The following is a 16,440-nucleotide window of genomic DNA, read 5'->3' as shown; positions in this document are numbered from 1 at the left end:
TCCTCAGAATGAAACGGCCAGCGAGCCGAACAGGCGGTCATCGTCGCCATCACTGGAGGTGCGATCCTCGCGCGGGAACGACCAGTCGAACTTCGCGGTGATGCGCTGGTACTGCAGGTCGGCACCGAAGCCGACGCTGGTCAGGGTCTTTTCGTCCGATGCCGCCGGCAGCGGATCCACCGAGAAGACCTTGCCAGAGTCCGCGAAGACGCGCGGCGTGATGCGGGCGCCGCCCACGGCCACCGGGAAGTTGAAGCCCAGCTGGCCGAAGTAGCCGCGGTCGCCGCGCACTTCGGAGGCCGGATAGCCGCGCACGCCGTTGGGGCCGCCGAGGGAGTAGGCGGTGATGTCCGACAGCGGATCCGGCGAGTAGACGCCATTGACGTGCAGGTAGAGCTGGAAGCCCTTCACCAGCGGCCGCAGGTGCTGCACGTCGATTTCGGCGCGCAGGCGCTGGCCGGCGGAGACTCGCTCACCCGCGGGCGGGTTCAGGTCGGCGCGCACCAGTTCCTTGAAGTTGGTGGCCAGGCTGAACACCGCCTGGGTCACGGCCAGGTCGGCATGGTTGTAGGAGTAGTCCGCGCCGAGCTCCAGCAGGGAGATCGAGGTGTTGCTGAAGCTGAAGCCGCCGAAGTCGGAGTTGGCGATGGTGCGCGAACCGCCAATGTTGACGCCCAGACGGCTGTTGGGCGTGACCAGCAGCGGATGGTTGATGGTCAGGCGGGCGCTCTTGTTCTCGCCGTCGACCAGGTTGTTGTCCTTGACGTCGAACTCGGCCAGGCCGGCGGAGGCGGTGACGCGCGTGCCGCTGTTGTTTGCCGGCAGGCTGTAGGCGGCGTAGCCATAGCGCAGCAGGTTTTCCTCGGAACGCAGCAGCAGCAGTTGCAGCTGGTCGCCGACCTTCAGCGGATTGTTGACCTGGGCAAAGGCGGAGAAGCGCACCTCGCCGATGCTTTCGCGGCCGTAGTTGTCGACGATCAGCGAGCCGCTGATGGGGTCCTCGACCGTCTTGATGACCAGGTCGCTGGTTCCGTAGCTCTCGCCGGGGCGGACCACCGCCTTGGCCTGCAGGCCGGGCAGGGTGTTGAGGTCGCGGATGCGCTCAGCCAGGGTCGTGCCCTGGTAAACCGTTCCGGTGCGGACCTCGCCGAGGTATTCGGTGATCTGCTCGCGGGTATAGAGCTTGTTGTCCTCGGTGGCGATGCGGGCGATGCGGCCCTCGCTTACCAGCAGGCGCACGGAGCCCTGCTCGATCTTCTGTGGCGGCACGTTGACCGAGGCCAGGGTATAGCCCTTGGACACGTAGAAGTCGGCCACCTTGTCGGCCGCCTCGAAGATGTCGAGCAGCGTGACCGGGCGGTTGAGGTAGCCCTTCACCAGTTCTGACAGCTCGGCGCCGCTGAACAGGGTGTTGCCGGCGAACTCGAACTGCTGGACCGTCAAGGTCTTGTTGCTGGCGGGGCCTGCCGGGGCTTCCTGGGGCTGGGTCTGGACCGTAGGCGCCGGCTTGGCCGGCTGCAGCTCGATCGGCTTCTTCAGGGTGTCGCCGACCTGCCCCGGGGTGATCTGCGCCTGGGCGCCGAAGCAGGCCAGCAGGCAGCCCGAAGCGAGAAGGGCGGACCGCGGTCCGATGGTCGATACGCTCATTAATTCCCCCGAATAGCGGCTGCGGCCGCATGGCCGTCGATGCGAATCCGACTATAGCCCATGAAAAGGGGGGTTCCAACCACACAAGAAGGTGGTATCGGGCGCTGGCGTGACGCAGTTCTTTCAACGCCTTGCATGTTTTATTTCCAAGTGTGCCGAGCTTCACATTTGGAGCCCTGATCGAGGCGTCCGGGAATGCTCGCAAAGGCCGGCGCGGGCCGGTATCATGCCGCCACGCATCATCCCGTCCGCGAGAGACCACCGCATGCCGGTGGCGCCGAAGGCGCAAATCCGCCCGGAATCGCTCAGGCACCCAGGAGCGGACGGTTTTCACGCGTACTCTGGAGAGTGTCCGCCCTCAGGCGGGCCACCGACGAGGCAGAGACGGCAACGTCTCCGAACTTTCAGGTCCAAGGACAGAGTTGGGGCGGTTCTTGCCGGCTAAAACGGATTTACAGGACCGCATGCTCAAAAAAACCGCGCTGCACCCCGAACACACCCGCCTCGGCGCCCGCCTGGTCGATTTCGCCGGCTGGGAAATGCCGATCCAGTACCAGTCGCAGCTCGACGAGCATCATGCCGTGCGCCAGGGCGCCGGCATGTTTGACGTGGCGCACATGGCGGCGGTCGATCTGCACGGCCCCCGGGTCCGCGAGTTCCTGCGTCATCTGCTGGCCAACGACGTCGCCCGCCTGACGCTGCCGGGCAAGGCACTGTATTCCTGCCTGCTGCGCGAGGATGCCGGCATCCTCGACGACCTCATCGCCTATTTCATGCGCGAGGACTGGTTCCGGCTGGTGGTCAACGCCGGGACCGCCGACAAGGACCTGGCCTGGCTGGAGCACCATGCGCCGGCCTATGGCGTCGAGGTCCGGCGCCGCGCCGATCTTGGCATCCTGGCTGTCCAGGGACCTCAGGCCCGGGCCAGCCTGTTGCCGCTGTTGCCGGCCGGGGTGCGCCATACCGTGGACGCGCTGCAGGTGTTCCAGGCGGCACAGGACGGTGAATGCTTCGTCGGCCGCACTGGATACACCGGCGAGGATGGCTTCGAACTGGTCCTGCCGCATGCCGAGCTGGTGACGCTGTGGCAGGGGCTGCTGGAGGCCGGCGTGCGGCCCTGTGGCCTGGGTGCCCGTGACACCCTGCGCCTGGAAGCCGGCATGAACCTCTACGGACAGGACATGGACGAGACCACCCAGCCGCTGGAGTCCGGACTGGGCTGGACCGTGGCCTGGGAGCCGGCGGGCCGTGACTTCATCGGCCGTGCCGCGCTGGAGCCGCTGCGTGGCAAGTCGCCGCGCCAGTTTACTGGCCTGGTCCTGGAAGGGCGGGGTATCGCCCGAGCACACATGAAGGTTCGTTTCGCCTCCGGTGCCACAGGCGAGATCACCAGCGGCGGCTTTGCGCCCAGCATGAAGCAGTCCATCGCCCTGGCGCGGGTCGATGCGGGCGCCTCGGGCGCCTGCGAAGTGGAAATCCGCGGACAGTGGGTGGCGGCCAGGGTGGTGAAGCCGCCCTTTGTCCGCAATGGCAAGATTCTGGTTTGACATCCAAGACATTCGATATCGAGAGGAAGACGCATGAGCAACATTCCCGCTGACCTGAAGTACGTGAAGACCCACGAGTGGCTGCGCGCCGAAGCCGACGGCAGCATCACCATCGGCATCACCGACTACGCGCAGAACTCGCTGGGCGACCTGGTGTTCGTCGAGGTGCCCAAGGTCGGCCGCAACGTGGCCGCCGACGAGGCCTGCTCGGTGGTGGAATCGGTGAAGGCGGCTTCCGACGTCTACGCCCCGATCGCCGGTGAAGTGGTGGCGGCCAACGACAAGCTCGGCAATGCCCCGGAACTGCTCAACTCCGACCCTTACGGTGAAGGCTGGCTGTTCCGCATCCAGCCGGCCGACGCTGGCGCCCTGGCTGGCCTGCTCGACGCGGCCGGCTACGAGAGCTTCATCAAGACCCTCTAAAGCGGAAGCGACATGCCGTTCATACCCCACACCGAGACCGACGTCCGCGAGATGCTGGCCGTCATCGGCGCGCCGAAGATCGACGCACTGTTCGACGAGATTCCCCAGAACCTGCGCTGCGGCAGCCTCAGCGAGGTGCCGGAAGGCCTGCCCGAGATGCGCGTGGCGCAGCTGATGCACGCGCGTGCCGCACAGGACGGCTCGGCCCTGACCTTCATAGGCGCCGGCGCCTACGAGCACCACATCCCGGCGGCGGTGTGGGAGATCACCACGCGCGGCGAGTTCTACTCCGCCTACACGCCCTACCAGGCCGAGGCCAGCCAGGGCACGCTGCAGGTGCTCTACGAGTACCAGACCATGATCTGCGGCCTCACCGGCATGCAGGTCAGCAACGCCTCGATGTACGACGGCGCCTCGGCCCTGGGCGAGGCCCTGCTGATGGCGGTGCGCGCCAACAAGACCAACGGCTCCTGCAAGGTGCTGATGCCGCGCGCGGTGCACCCCTATTACCGCGACGTGGTGGCCGCTACGGCGTCTGCCCAAGGTGTGCAGCAGGTGCTGGTGGACTACGACCCGGCCAGCGGCCAGACCCCGCTGGCGGCGCTCAAGGCCCATGAGGGCACGGCGCCGACGGCCGTGGTGATCGCGCAGCCGAACTTCTTCGGCACGCTGGAAGACGTGGATGCCATCACCGACTGGGCGCATGCCCAGGGCGCCATGGTGGTGGCCGTGGTCAACCCGACCTCGCTGGCGATGCTCAAGGCGCCGGGTTCCTGGGGCGCCAGGGGGGCCGACATCGTCTGCGGCGACGGCCAGCCCCTGGGCGCGCCGCTGGCGTCGGGCGGCCCGTACTTCGGCTTCCTGACCACCAAGATGGAGTTCGTGCGCGAGATGCCGGGCCGCATCGTCGGCCGCACCGTGGACCTGGAGGGCAAGCCCGGCTTCACGCTGACCCTGCAGGCCCGCGAGCAGCACATCCGCCGCGCCAAGGCCAAGTCCAACATCTGCACCAACCAGGGCCTGCTGGTCACGGCCGCGACGATCTACATGAGCATCGTCGGCCCCCAGGGGCTGGCCAAGGTGGCTTCGGCCTCGCTGGCCAACACGCGCGAACTGCTGAAGAAGCTGGCCGCCGTTCCCGGCGTCACCCGCGGCTTCGGCGGTGCGCATTTCCACGAGGCCGTGATCCGCCTGTCCAAGCCCGTCGCACCGGTGCTGGCGACGCTGGCGGAGCAGGGCATCCTCGGCGGCTTCGACCTGTCGCGGCACTACCCGGAATTGGGAAATGCCGTGCTGGTCTGCGCCACCGAAACCAAGACCCCCGAACAACTGCAGCAGTTCGCCGACGCGCTCGCCGCGGCGCTCGCCTGAACCAAGACCAAGGAGACATTCATGGCAACGATTACCCTCAAGGGCAACCCCGTCCAGACCAATGGCGACCTGCCCAAGGTGGGCACCGAGGCGCTCGGCTTCCGCCTGGTATCCAAGGACCTGAAGGACGTTTCGCTCCACGACTTCACCGGCAAGCGCAAGGTGCTCAACATCTTCCCGTCGGTGGATACGCCGACCTGCGCCATGTCGGTGCGCCAGTTCAACCAGCGCGCTGCCAGCCTGGACAACACCGTGGTGCTGTGCATTTCCGCCGACCTGCCGTTCGCGCAGGGCCGCTTCTGCGGTGCGGAAGGCATCGCCAGCGTGCAGATGCTGTCGCTGATGCGCGGCCGCCAGTTCTCCAAGGACTACGGCCTGCTGATCGAGACCGGCCCGCTGGCCGGCCTCACCGCCCGCGCCGTGGTGGTGCTGGACGAGCAGAACCGTGTGCTGCACAGCGAGCTGGTTGCGGAAATCGCCGACGAACCGAACTACGACGCGGCGCTGGCCGTGCTCTGAGCCAGACATGAGCGAAAAGCTGATCTTCGAACACTCGCGGCCGGGCCGCGAGGCCGCCGCGCAGAACCCCGGCGGCGACATCGACTTCACCGGCATCCCCGAGGCGTTGCGCCGCAGCGACAAGCCGCTGCTGCCGGAAGTCTCCGAGCTGCAGGCGGTGCGTCACTTCACACGCCTGTCGCAGAAGAACTTCTCCATCGACACGCACTTCTACCCGCTGGGTTCGTGCACGATGAAGTACAACCCGCGAGCCTGCAACACGCTGGCGTCGATCCCGGAGTTCCTGCAGCGCCACCCGCTGGCGCCGGATTCTCGCAGCCAGGGCTTCCTGGCCTGCATGCACGACCTGCAGGAAATCCTCGAGGCGGTGACCGGCATGGCCGGCGTCTCGCTGACGCCGATGGCCGGCGCGCAGGGTGAGTTCGCCGGCGTGGCGATGATCCAGGCCTACCATCGCGCCCGCAACGACCTGGAGCGCACCGAGATCCTGGTGCCCGACGCCGCCCACGGTACCAATCCGGCGACCGCGGCGATGCTGGGCTGCACCGTGCGCGAGATCAAGACCAATGCCGACGGCGACGTCGACGTGGAAGCGCTGAAGGCCGCGGTCGGCCCGAAGACGGCCGGCATCATGCTGACCAACCCCTCGACCTTCGGCGTGTTCGAGCGCCGCATCAAGGAGATCGCCGGCATCGTCCACGACGCGGGCGGCCTGCTGTACTACGACGGCGCCAACCTCAATGCCATCCTCGGCAAGGTGCGCCCGGGCGACATGGGCTTCGACGTGATCCACATGAACCTGCACAAGACCTTCTCGACGCCCCACGGCGGCGGCGGTCCGGGTGCCGGCGCGGTCGGAGTGTCGGAGCGCCTCAAGCCCTTCCTGCCGATCCCGGTGGTGGGCAAGGACAATGGCCGCTACCGCTGGCTCGACGAGCGCGACCTGCCGCAGACCATCGGCCGCCTGTCGGCCTGGATGGGCAATGCCGGTGTGCTGATGCGCGCCTACATCTACGCGCGCCTGCTGGGCCGCGACGGCATGCACCGCGTCGCCGAGTTCGCCACGCTCAACGCCAACTACCTGGCGGCGCGCCTGCGCGAAAAGGGCTTCGACCTGGCCTTTCCCAAGCGCCGCGCCAGCCACGAGTTCATCATCACGCTGAAGAAGCAGAAGCAGGAAATCGAGCTCACCGCCACCGACGTGGCCAAGCGCCTGCTGGACTATGGCTTCCACGCGCCGACGATCTACTTCCCGCTGCTGGTGCCGGAGTGCCTGCTGATCGAGCCCACCGAGACCGAGGACCGCGAGACGCTCGATGCCTTCGTCGAGACCCTGGCGCGTATCTGGGACGAGGCCAAGGCCGACATCGCCTACGTCAAGGGTGCGCCCTACACCATGCCGGTGCGGCGCCTGGATGACGTGCGCGCGGCACGCCAGCTCGACCTGCGCTGGCAACCGGCGGTCTGAGGGCACTTTCGATGGCTGACGGCATCAAGGGCTGGGCCCGGATCCTGCGTGCGACTCGGGTGTCGTACTGGGGACTGGGCTGGGCGCTCCGCGAGGAGGAGGCCTTCCGCATCGAGGCGGCGCTGTGCCTGCTGCTGGTGCCTGCCGCGCTGTGGCTGGGAGACACCGGGCTGGAGCGGGCGGTGATGGTGATGAGCCTGTTCGCGGTGCTGATCACGGAATTGCTGAACACCGCCGTCGAGGTCGTTGTCGATCGTATCGGACTGGAGCGCCATGAACTCTCCGGCCGCGCCAAGGATCTCGGCTCGGCCGCGGTCCATCTGTCCCTCGTGCAGGTCCCGGTGGTCTGGGGCCTGGTCTATTTCAGCTGAACAAGAATCCAAGACATGTCTGCCCTGATCTGCGGTTCCTTCGCCTATGACACCATCATGGTGTTCCCCGGCCACTTCAAGAACGAAATCCTGCCGGACAAGGTTCATATCCTGAACGTGTCCTTCCTGGTGCCGCAGATGCGCCGCGAGTTCGGCGGCTGCGCCGGCAATATCGCCTACAACCTCAAGCTGCTGGGCGGCGAGCCGCTGCCGATGGGCACGGTGGGCAACGATTTCGAACGCTATGCCGAGTGGATGGACAAGAACGGCATCGCGCGCGACTACGTCAAGCTGGTTCCGGACGCCTACACCGCGCAGGCCTACATCACCACCGACCTTGACGACAACCAGATCACCGCCTTCCATCCGGGCGCGATGAGCTTCTCGCACCAGCAGGACGTGCCGGCCGGCGTGAAGATCGGCACGGTGTCTCCGGACGGCCGCGACGGCATGCTGCTGCACGCACGCCAGTTTGCCGAGGCCGGCATCCCCTTCATCTTCGACCCCGGCCAGGGCCTGCCGATGTTCGGCGGTGACGACCTGCGCGACTTCATCCAGAAGGCGTCCTACGTCGCCGTCAACGATTACGAGGCGGAGCTGCTGATGGAGCGCACCGGCTGGACGCTCCGACAGATCGCAGAGCGCCTTGATGCGTTGATCGTGACCCGCGGCGGCAAGGGCTCGCACATCATCACGCCGAAGAAGCAGTACGAGATTCCCTGCGCCGAGGCCGGCTCGCTGACCGATCCCACCGGCTGCGGCGACGCCTTCCGCGCCGGCCTTCTGTACGGCCTGCAGAACGGCAAGGACTGGGAGACCACCGGACGCATCGCCTCGCTGATGGGGGCCTACAACATCGAGCGCCCGGGCACGCAGAACCACCATTTCACCATTGACGAATTCCGCGAGCGTTTCCGCGAGGAATTCCGCTACGATTTCGCATGATCGAGCTGAAGCTCAAGCCCCGCGAAGACCGGCGCCTGCGCGCCGGCCACCTGTGGGCCTACTCCAACGAGCTGCAGACCGACGCGTCCTTCCGCAGCATCGCTCCCGGCAGCCTCTGCCGGGTCAGCGATGACCGCGGCAAGTCGCTGGGTATCGGCTACGTCAATCCGCATGCCCTGCTGTCGGTGCGCCTGCTGGCCGACAGCTCCGAGGCTGCGATCGACGGCAGCTGGTTCGCGCGGCGAATCGAGTCGGCCCTGGCGCTGCGCCAGCGGCTCTATGACGCGCCGTACTACCGCCTGGTGCACGGCGAGTCTGACGGCCTGCCGGGCCTGGTGGTGGACCGTTTCGGCGAGTACTGCGTGGTGCAGCTCGGCACCGCCGGCATGGAAAACCTGAAGGCCGAGGTGATTGCCGGCCTGCAGCAGGTGCTGCAGCCGCGCGGCATCCTGCTGCGCAACGACGGCGGCCTGCGCGAGCTGGAGGGCCTGCCTGCCTATGTCGAGGCGGTGGGCGAGGTGCCGGACGAGGTCGAGTTGCTGGAAAGTGGCGTGCGCTTCCTGGCGCCGCTGCGCGCCGGCCAGAAGACCGGCTGGTTCTACGACCAGCACGACAACCGCGACCGCCTGGCACGTTACGTGCGCGGCGCCCGCGTGCTCGACGTGTTCTCCTATGTTGGCGGCTGGGCGATCCGCTCGGCAGCCTTCGGCGCCACCGGCGTGACCTGCATCGACAGCTCGCAGCCGGCCCTGGATGCCGCCCAGCGCAGCGCCGCCCTGAACGGCTTCCAGATCGAGACCATCCGCGACGAGGCCCTGGATGCCCTCAAGGCCCTGCGCCGCGAGCAGCGCCAGTTCGATGTGGTGGTGGTGGACCCGCCGGCCCTGATCAAGCGCAAGAAGGACTACGAGGCCGGCCTGGAGCACTATGCCGCCCTGAACCGGGCCGCGCTGCAACTGTTGCCGGCAGACGGCATCCTGATCGCCTGTTCCTGCTCGCACCACCTGGAGGCCGAGGCCTTGCAGCGCATCCTGCTGCGCGAGTCGCGCAACGCCGGGCGGCGCCTGCAGATCCTGGAACAGGGCGCCCAGTCGGCCGACCACCCGGTGCACCCCGGGATCCCGGAAACGCGGTACCTCAAGGCCTTCTACTGCCGCGTCCTGGCCAGTTGAGGCGGCGTTCGGCGGAGAGCCGGCCCCGGTGCGCGGGGCGGCCCGATCCGCGACAATAGGGCAACCACCTTCAGGTCTCCCATGCTCGTCCATCCCAACATCGACCCGATCGCGATCAAGCTTGGCCCCCTGGCCATCCACTGGTACGGCCTGATGTACCTGCTGGGTTTCTGGGGCGCCTGGTACCTGGGCACCATCCGTGCCCGGCAGCCGCACATCGGCTGGACGAGGGACCAGGTGTCGGATCTGCTGTTCTACATCGTCATGGGCGTGATCCTGGGTGGCCGCATCGGCTACACCCTGTTCTACAACTTCTCCGGCTTCATCCACGAACCGCTGGTGATCCTGCGCATGTGGGAGGGCGGCATGTCCTTCCATGGCGGCCTACTCGGCGTCATCACCGCCTACTTCCTGTTCGCCTGGAAGAACAAGCTCAACGTCTTCGACATCGCGGACTTCGCCGCGCCGCTGGTTCCGGTGGGCCTGTTCACTGGCCGCATCGGCAACTTCATCAACGGCGAGCTCTGGGGCGCACCGACGACGCTGCCCTGGGGTATGGTCTTCCGCGGCGCCGGCCCCGAGCCGCGGCACCCGTCGATGCTCTATGAAGCCTTCCTCGAAGGCCTGGTGCTCTGCGCGCTGCTGTGGTGGTTCGCGGCCAAGCCACGGCCGCGCATGGCGGTGTCGGCCCTGTTCCTGATCGGTTACGGCGTGTTCCGGACCTCGGTCGAGTTCGTGCGCCTGCCGGACGCCCACATCGGTTACCTTTACGGCACCGGCTGGCTGACCATGGGCATGGTGCTGAGCTTCCCCATGATCGCCACCGGTGCGGTGATGCTGGCGGTGGCCTACGGGCGCGGGAGCAAGACGGCGTGAAGCAGTACCAGGACCTGATGCGGCATGTGCTGGAGCACGGCGCCGAGAAGTCGGACCGTACCGGCACCGGTACGCGCTCCGTATTCGGCTACCAGATGCGCTTCGATCTGGCCCAGGGCTTCCCGCTGCTGACCACCAAGAAGCTGCACCTGCGCTCGATCCTGCACGAACTGCTGTGGTTCCTGAAGGGCGAGACCAACACCGCCTACCTCAAGGAACACGGCGTCTCCATCTGGGACGAGTGGGCCAGCCCCGAGGGTGAGCTGGGCCCGGTCTACGGCAAGCAGTGGCGCGACTGGGTGGCGCCCGACGGCCGCCACATCGACCAGATCAGCGACGTGATCGCGCAGATCCGCAAGAACCCCGACTCGCGCCGCCTGATCGTCTCCGCCTGGAACGTCGGCGAGCTGGACAAGATGGCGCTGATGCCCTGCCATGCCTTCTTCCAGTTCTACGTCGCCAACGGCCGGCTGTCCTGCCAGCTCTACCAGCGCAGCGCGGACATCTTCCTGGGCGTGCCCTTCAACATCGCTTCCTACGCGCTGCTGCTGATGATGGTGGCGCAGGTCACGGACCTGGAGCCGGGCGAGTTCGTCTGGACTGGCGGTGACTGCCACCTGTACAGCAACCATCTGGAGCAGACCCGCGAGCAGCTCACGCGCGCGCCGCGTCCGCTGCCGAAGATGATCCTAAACCCGGCGGTCAGGGACATCTTTGCGTTCCGCTTCGAGGACTTCACCCTCAGCGAGTACGACCCGCATCCGCACATCAAGGCGCCGGTGGCGATCTAGGGCCGGCCCTGATGATTTCCCTGATCGCGGCGCTCGACGACAACCGCCTGATCGGCCGCGACAATGCGCTGCCCTGGCGCCTGCCCAACGACCTGAAGTTCTTCAAGCGCAGCACGCTCGACAAGATCGTGCTGATGGGCCGCAAGACCTGGGACTCCCTGGGCCGGCCGCTGCCGCAGCGCGAGAATTGGGTGCTGACGCGCGACGCCACCTTTGCACCCGCCGGTGCCCGTGTGTTCCATGACCTCGGCGAGGCCCTGGCCGCCGCCGGGGAGCGCGAGCTGGTGGTGATCGGCGGGGCTGAGCTCTACCGCCAGGCTCTGCCGCGGGTGCAGCGCATGTACCTGACCGAGGTGCATGGCCGCTTCGAAGGCGATGCCTGGTTTCCCGAGTTCGACGCGGCGGACTGGCAGGAGTCCTGGCGCGAGGATCACCCCGCCGATGCGCAGCACGCCTGCCCCTACAGCTTCGTCTGCCACGATCGGCAATGAGGCGACTCGCCTGGCTGCTGTTGCTCGCCAGCGCCTGGGCCCAGGCAGAGCAGGGGCCACCGACCATTCGCGAGATCGTCTTCGAAGGCAACGACACCACGCGCCCGCGCACCATGCTGCGCGAGATGTCGGTACGTGTCGGCGATCCCGCCGACCCTGAGCGCGTCGAGCGCAGTCGCCAGGCCGTGCAGGATCTCGGACTGTTCAAGGAAGTCAGCCTGCGCGAGGAGCCCTTGGACGGCGGCGTGCGCCTGGTGTTCAAGGTTCGCGAGCGCTGGTACATCCTGCCGACGCCGCGTGTCGACGCCAAGGCCGGCGGCGAATACAGCTATGGCGCGCAGCTGCAGTGGAACAACCTCTGGGGCCTGGACCATACCCTGCGGGTGGTGTGGGAGCGCGAAGACAACAAGGAAAGCGGCGTCGGCCTGGAAACCAACCACAGCTTCGGCTACAACGCGCCGCAGCTCTTCGACAGCCCGTACAGCCTCGGGGTTTCGGCTGGACAGGTGCGCCGCCCCATCGAGTTGCCCGGCGGTGGCAGTTACCAGGAGACCCTGCGCAATGCGTCCGTGGGCGTGGTCCGCAGTCTGTCCGACGGTCCGCCCAGCCAGGGCTGGAGCGTCGGCGGGGGACTGGGCTGGCTGGGCCAGGATACGGAAGGCGCCGCCGCGCCGCCGCGCTACGGGAATGCCACGGCTCCCTTCGCCACGCTGGGCTACCGGGATCTGCACCTGAACATCTACAGCGAAGAGGGCGTGAGCTTCCGCACCTCGCTGCAGGGGGCGGTCGACGGCCTTGCCTCTGATTATGGCTTCACCACCTGGAGCAGCCGCTACGCGCGCTACTGGCGTGTCGGCCAGACCGATCACCAGACCCTGCATTTCTTCGCCGACCTGGGCCTGCGCGTGGATGGCCCGCCGGAGAACGACGGCTTCTATCTGGGCGGCGATGCCCTGCTGCGTGGTTATGACAAGGAGTTCGTCGAGGGCGATGCCTACTGGCGCGTAGCCGGTGAGTTCGCGCGGCCTCTGCACTGGCGCTGGCTGCGCTGGGTGGTGATCGGCGAGGCTGGCAATGCCTACCCGGAGCCCGGGGATTTCAGCCTGGACCGCATCTACGGCAGCCTGGGGCTGGCCCTGCGGTTCCGCATGAGCTGGTTCGTGAACCTGGAGATCGAGGCCGGCGTGGCCATGCCGGTCGGCGACGACGGTGGCGCCCGTTTCTTTGCGGGCCGGGTCTGAGCTGCTATAAGAGCAGCCGTCATTCCACAACGATACGGAGATATCCATGGCAGACCTGAAGGCCGCCTTCGCCCAGGCGCAGATCGACGTCAAGACCATCACCAAGCGCCCCAGCAACGACGATTTCCTGGCCCTGTACTCGCTGTTCAAGCAGGCCAACGACGGCGACGTGAAGGGCAGCCGCCCCGGCATGCTCGACATGGTCGGCCGCGCCAAGTACGACGCCTGGGCCAAGCTCAAGGGCACCTCGGCGGACAAGGCCCAGCAGCAGTACATCGACAAGGTGGCTTCGCTGCTGAAGACGCATAAGTAGTGGCGAACCGTTAACGAAGAAGGCGGCCGATGGCCGCCTTCTTCGTTTTGCAGTATCCAACCGTTCATGCCGAGTGTCGCGTCCCTCGATACGACCCGCCATGGCCAGGTGCCGTGGAACACTGAGGATTGGTTTCACCTGAGGGCGAGTTACTTTTCCTTGCTTGTGTGCGCAAAGAAAAGATAACCAAAAGAAAGCGCCCCAAGTCCGAGCGGCCACTGAAGCGGGGCAATCTGCACGGCGGTCGGGCGCGACGGGTCAGGCCCACAGGCCATCCATGGCCTCAGGCCCCTCGGCCGGACATCCTGTCCGGCGCGACCCTGCATCCGCTCCCCGCGCAGGCACTCGGATAATGGGCCCCCATCGTCAAAGGCGCTCGCTTGCGCTCACCAAGATTTTGAAAGGTTGAGCCCAGAGCATCATTGCGTGCTGCTCTGGGCTCATGGGGTAGCGGCCCTGCTCAGAACTGATACCGCACAAATGCCTGGGCAAAGTCGCGATCCCGGTACAGGTTCGTCTCGCCGCCGCCGAAGAACCAGCCATAGCCCACGGTGAAGGAGATGGCCTCCTTGTAGCGCGTCTCCAGGTTGGCGATCACCTGCTTGCGGCCCTTGACGAAATTTTCCGCCGGGCCGGGGCCGGTGCCGTTGACGTCGTGCATCCACACGATGAAGGGCTGCAGGCTGATGCCGGGTGCCACGCTCTCGTACTTGATGATGGTGATCAGGCGGTAGCCCCAGGAGAACTTGTCGACGTAGTTGTCGAGGTTGGCCTGGTGCGGGTTGAAGCGCAGGCCGTCGCCGTAGACGTCGCCGGCATTCACGTCGTAGATGCCGTCACCGTTGCGGTCGTAGTTGACGGTGCAACTGGGGTTGGTGGAGCAGGCCTGGCGCGAGCCGTCGGCACCGCTGCCATCGGCACCGGCGCTAGCGTGGGTGTAGACGCCGGGGGCTTCAATCTGCAATTGGTCCAGGGGCGGCAGGTCGGGGATCCACACCGCGCCGAACTCGCCGACGATCTGCACCTGGTCGGCGCCGATGGGGTTGTCGGTGTTGCCCAGCACCTGGGTGAAGCCGAGGTTGAACTGGAAGGTATCGAACTTCTCGTAGCCGCGAATGTAGCTGTTCGGTGCGTTCTCGCCGATCACGCCGCCGCGGTAGGGGATGACGAAGCTGGGGAAGGCGCGGGCGGAGCCCGGCACGTGGCCCACCAGCAGGTTCAGAGTGTCGCGATAGACGATGTTGCCGTTGGCGTCGGTGAAGTCGCTGCTGCCGTATTCGTTGGTGACGAACTGGCCGTTCTCGTTGAAGCCGCTGCCACCGCGCGAGCCGGCGCAGCCGAGGCTGGCGTCGTGGCAGCGCGTCAGCGTGGGGCCCAGCGCGGCAAAGGCCAGGTCGGTGACCGCGACCTGCAGAGGCTGGTCGGGGCGGTAAGCGACCTCGCCCTGGATCGAGTAGTCACCCAGGGTGGTGTTGAAGCTGAGGCCCAGCATCTTCAGGTTCTCGGGATACTCGAAGAAGGGCTGCGGCGAATCCAGGGCAATGGCGTTGGAGTGCGGCTGGCCCGGCTGGCCGGTGAGCAGTTCGCCCAGGCCCGCGAGGTTGGAGAGGCCGAGGTCCGCGAGGATCGCCGGATTCGACAGGCCCAGCAGCAGGGCGTCACCCGTCAGGCGCAGGGTGGCACCCAGGTTGGTGGTGACCGGCACGTTGGGGCAGGCTTGCAGGAAGGTACTGGTGTTGGTGGCGTTGATGCCCTGCGGGTTGCCCTCGGCGCGGGCGCAGGAGGCGGCGGACGAGTTGAAGCTGACGTAGGGCAGCTTCGAGTGGTAGTTCATGAAGTAGAAGCCCAGCTCGGTGCCAGAGCCGAGGTTCTCGGCGTAGTACTTGAAGGCGATGCCGAACTGGCCCTGGTCGCTGGCCTCGCGGTCACGCCCGCGCTGGAAGGTGGTGGTGGTTGGCGTGATCAGGGTCAGCGGGTTGTCGGCATAGCCGAGCTGCTGGCGCGCGGTGGCCCCGGCATAGGCGCGGTCGGGGTCGTCCGGCGAGGTGCCGAAGGTCAGGTTGAGGCTGTCGATGGCATTGTTGGTGCCGATGTCGTTGAAGCCGAAGAAGCTGCCGGGAGCCGGCGCCACCACGGGCTTCCACTCGAACTGGTAGTAGGCCTCGACGGTGGCGTTCTCGAACACGTCCATGCTGGCGAACAGCGAGGCGATCGGCGTGAACACCTCTTCCACCTGGTAGCCGACGCGGTAGAGATTGTTGGCGTCAACTGGCTGGGCCTGGTTGACCGAGCCGATCACCAGCAGCGTGGACTCGCCCCAGTTCACCGTCTGGCGGCCGAGCTTGAAGGAGATGTCCTTGTCACCCCACAGCGGCAGGCGCCCGGAGATGTTGGCGTCGAGCCACTGCAGGTCGCTGCCGACCTGGCGCAGCACCTCGCCGTTGCGCCGCTGGCTGCGCACGGCTTCGCCCTTGCCGTAGACGCGGGTGAAGAAGCGATTGGATTCCGCATTCCCGGTAGTGGCCACGCGATTCACGTTCTCCGGCGTGATCATGTTGGGGTGGTAGTCGGTGAAATCGTTGTTGACGAAGTCGTAGAACGCCAGCCAACGCGCGAAGAAGCCGAAACCGTTCCAGTTCAGCGTCAGGTCCTGCGTCACCTTGGCGACGCCCTGGACCATGTCCCCCTTGTCATAGTTCAGATTGCCGTCGTCGTTGCGCATGCTGAACTGGCCGGGGGCGGCGGCGAGGTGCTGCGCCGGGTAGGTCTGCTCCTTGAACAGGCCCTGGCAGGACTGGTAGCGGCCACCGCAGAGGTCCGGATTCAGGTTGGCCTTGCCGACCAGGTCGGAGGCGCGGTCCTCCATGCGCCAGGCGCCACCGGCGGTGATCGCCGTGTTGAGTACACCGGTCACTTCGCCGCCGGCGAAGTCGAAGGTGAGGGCCAGGGCAGGAGCGCTGCAGGCCAGGGCCAGCAATCCCGGAACGGAACGGATCAACCACGTGTGGCTGTTCTTCATGGGGGAAATCCTCGTCAAGTGTCGCGCCGGGCCCTGCATGGAGTCCGGTCGTCGTTGCAACCATCTTAACGGGGTAGGGCAAACCAAAAAAGACAAAGCCTGCCGAGGCGGTTGAGGTGACGCGCTTTGGCGATGCGTTGAATCGCATCGCCTGCGGCGCCGAACGCACGGCCATGGATGGCCGGGGCAGGGGAACATGGGCGAAACAAGGTCCCGCCATGGATGGCGCCACCGGACTTTTGCTCC

At 66.6% G+C, this 16,440-nt stretch carries 15 protein-coding genes and 1 riboswitch; of the genes, 13 read left to right on the top strand and 2 right to left on the bottom strand.

What is annotated here, in order from left to right; translation table 11 throughout:
* Positions 1 to 3 precede the first annotated feature (3 nt).
* Positions 4 to 1,647, bottom strand: a complete 1,644-nt coding sequence (locus tag QT386_RS03885; protein WP_289272428.1) for a ShlB/FhaC/HecB family hemolysin secretion/activation protein — start codon at positions 1,645 to 1,647, stop codon at positions 4 to 6.
* A gap of 239 nt (positions 1,648 to 1,886) precedes the next feature.
* Positions 1,887 to 1,979: riboswitch (glycine riboswitch) on the top strand.
* Between the two features lie 132 nt (positions 1,980 to 2,111).
* Here QT386_RS03885 and gcvT point away from each other — a divergent pair.
* The 13 genes from gcvT to QT386_RS03820 all read left to right on the top strand — a co-directional run bounded on the left by gcvT (position 2,112) and on the right by QT386_RS03820 (position 13,175).
* Entirely contained in the window at positions 2,112 to 3,194 is a 1,083-nt protein-coding gene (gene gcvT / locus QT386_RS03880) for a glycine cleavage system aminomethyltransferase GcvT (protein ID WP_289272427.1), read from the top strand.
* Positions 3,195 to 3,227: 33 nt separating this feature from the next.
* On the top strand, positions 3,228 to 3,617 hold the full coding sequence (gcvH, locus tag QT386_RS03875; RefSeq protein WP_289272426.1) for a glycine cleavage system protein GcvH: 390 nt from the start codon (positions 3,228 to 3,230) through the stop codon (positions 3,615 to 3,617).
* Positions 3,618 to 3,629: 12 nt separating this feature from the next.
* Positions 3,630 to 4,988 (top strand): aminomethyl-transferring glycine dehydrogenase subunit GcvPA, encoded by a 1,359-nt coding sequence (gene gcvPA / locus QT386_RS03870; RefSeq protein ID WP_289272425.1) that lies wholly within the window; start codon positions 3,630 to 3,632, stop codon positions 4,986 to 4,988.
* A gap of 21 nt (positions 4,989 to 5,009) precedes the next feature.
* Positions 5,010 to 5,507: a thiol peroxidase gene (gene tpx, locus QT386_RS03865; RefSeq protein WP_289272424.1), complete on the top strand. Its 498-nt coding sequence runs from the start codon at positions 5,010 to 5,012 to the stop codon at positions 5,505 to 5,507.
* Positions 5,508 to 5,514: 7 nt separating this feature from the next.
* Positions 5,515 to 6,975 carry an aminomethyl-transferring glycine dehydrogenase subunit GcvPB gene (gene gcvPB, locus QT386_RS03860; protein ID WP_289272423.1) on the top strand — a complete coding sequence of 487 codons (1,461 nt, stop codon included), beginning with the start codon at positions 5,515 to 5,517 and terminating at the stop codon, positions 6,973 to 6,975.
* Between the two features lie 11 nt (positions 6,976 to 6,986).
* Entirely contained in the window at positions 6,987 to 7,346 is a 360-nt protein-coding gene (locus QT386_RS03855; protein WP_289272422.1) for a diacylglycerol kinase, read from the top strand.
* A gap of 15 nt (positions 7,347 to 7,361) precedes the next feature.
* Complete coding sequence (locus QT386_RS03850; RefSeq protein ID WP_289272421.1) at positions 7,362 to 8,291, top strand: carbohydrate kinase family protein; 930 nt, start codon at positions 7,362 to 7,364, stop codon at positions 8,289 to 8,291.
* A complete protein-coding gene (locus QT386_RS03845) occupies positions 8,288 to 9,463 on the top strand; it encodes a class I SAM-dependent rRNA methyltransferase (RefSeq protein WP_289272420.1) in 1,176 nt (391 codons plus the stop codon). The genes QT386_RS03850 and QT386_RS03845 overlap by 4 nt, the downstream gene beginning before the upstream one ends.
* Positions 9,464 to 9,544: 81 nt before the next feature.
* Complete coding sequence (gene lgt, locus QT386_RS03840; protein ID WP_289272419.1) at positions 9,545 to 10,339, top strand: prolipoprotein diacylglyceryl transferase; 795 nt, start codon at positions 9,545 to 9,547, stop codon at positions 10,337 to 10,339.
* Entirely contained in the window at positions 10,336 to 11,130 is a 795-nt protein-coding gene (locus QT386_RS03835) for a thymidylate synthase (protein ID WP_289272418.1), read from the top strand. The genes lgt and QT386_RS03835 overlap by 4 nt, the downstream gene beginning before the upstream one ends.
* 11 nt (positions 11,131 to 11,141) lie before the next feature.
* The gene (locus QT386_RS03830) at positions 11,142 to 11,621 is read left to right on the top strand and encodes a dihydrofolate reductase (protein WP_289272417.1); all 480 of its coding nucleotides are present in this window, start codon (positions 11,142 to 11,144) and stop codon (positions 11,619 to 11,621) included.
* A complete protein-coding gene (locus tag QT386_RS03825; RefSeq protein WP_289272416.1) occupies positions 11,618 to 12,862 on the top strand; it encodes a POTRA domain-containing protein in 1,245 nt (414 codons plus the stop codon). The genes QT386_RS03830 and QT386_RS03825 overlap by 4 nt, the downstream gene beginning before the upstream one ends.
* Before the next feature lie 46 nt (positions 12,863 to 12,908).
* Positions 12,909 to 13,175, top strand: a complete 267-nt coding sequence (locus QT386_RS03820; protein ID WP_289272415.1) for an acyl-CoA-binding protein — start codon at positions 12,909 to 12,911, stop codon at positions 13,173 to 13,175.
* Between the two features lie 460 nt (positions 13,176 to 13,635).
* Here QT386_RS03820 and QT386_RS03815 read toward each other — a convergent pair whose 3' ends face one another.
* Complete coding sequence (locus QT386_RS03815) at positions 13,636 to 16,194, bottom strand: DUF1302 domain-containing protein (protein WP_289272414.1); 2,559 nt, start codon at positions 16,192 to 16,194, stop codon at positions 13,636 to 13,638.
* Positions 16,195 to 16,440 lie beyond the last annotated feature (246 nt).

This window comes from Solimonas sp. SE-A11, assembly GCF_030345715.1.
Classification (GTDB): Bacteria; Pseudomonadota; Gammaproteobacteria; order Nevskiales; family Nevskiaceae; genus Solimonas_A.
This window is presented reverse-complemented; position numbering and strand designations above follow the sequence as displayed.